General features: G+C 57.9%; 1 rRNA gene. It reads left to right on the plus strand.

Annotated elements, in window-relative coordinates:
- Positions 1–348: 348 nt before the first annotated feature.
- A 23S ribosomal RNA gene (locus tag ACXR8F_RS21515) occupies positions 349–1222 on the plus strand; the annotation flags it as partial.

A 1222-nucleotide genomic window follows, 5' to 3' on the forward strand; every position in this document is an offset into this window, starting at 1 on the left:
TCCTTTCTAAGGAGCAGTCATTTATGGCAGCCCGGTCTGTCCCCGAGTGTGGGGCAGCGGGTGCTCAAGGGTGGAACATCGATTTTGGCGCCTGGTCGAGCTGCTGCTCGCAAGTACAACCCGTTGATCGCCCGTAAGGGTGGGAGGGAGTGGAACGCGGCGGGGGTTCGGGTGGGTGCTTGACACGTTGTTGGGTCCTGAAGGATCGGACGAGCCGTGCTCCTGGTGAGCGCGGGCCGGCTGGTTTCTTCTGGTCGTGGGCCCTGCCGAGATCGCAGCTGATGCTGTGGTGGGTGTGGGGTGCCGGTTGTATTTTGAGAACTTCACAGTGGACGCGAGCATCTTTGTGGCCAAGTTTTTAAGGGCACACGGTGGATGCCTTGGCACCAGGAACCGAAGAAGGACGTAGGAATCTGCGATAAGCCTCGGGTAGTCGATAACCAGACTGTGATCCGAGGATTTCCGAATGGGGAAACCCGGCTGGAGGCAAGTCCAGTCACCCGCACCTGAATATATAGGGTGTGTGGAGGGAACGTGGGGAAGTGAAACATCTCAGTACCCACAGGAAGAGAAAACAACAGTGATTCCGTGAGTAGTGGCGAGCGAAAGCGGATGAGGCTAAACCGGGCGTGTGTGATAGCTGTCAGGCGTTGCACGTTCGGGGTCGTGGGACCCGCCAACAGGGGCTGACACCTCTGTAGGGAGTGAGAAATCTGCGTCATAGTCGAAGAGCATTGAATGGCTCGGCATAGAGGGTGCGACCCCCGTAGACGAAATGGTGTGGACTCCCGGTGGTGTTTCCCAAGTAGCACGGGGCCCGAGAAATCCCGTGTGAATCTGGCAGGACCACCTGCTAAGCCTAAATATTCCCTGGTGACCGATAGCGGACAAGTACCGTGAGGGAAAGGTGAAAAGTACCCCGGGAGGGGAGTGAAATAGATCCTGAAACCGTGTGCCTACAATCCGTTGGAGCCTCCCGCCGTTGGGCGTGTGGGGTGACAGCGTGCCTTTTGAAGAATGAGCCTGCGAGTTAGTGCTCAGTGGCGAGGTTAACCCGTGTGGGGAAGCCGTAGCGAAAGCGAGTCCGAACAGGGCGCCCATAGTCGCTGGGTCTAGACCCGAAGCGGAGTGATCTACCCATGGCCAGGTTGAAGCGCAGGTAAGACTGCGTGGAGGACCGAACCCACTTAGGTTGAAAACTGAGGGGATGAGCTGTGGGTAG

The organism is Terrabacter sp. AAH1 (assembly GCF_054456855.1).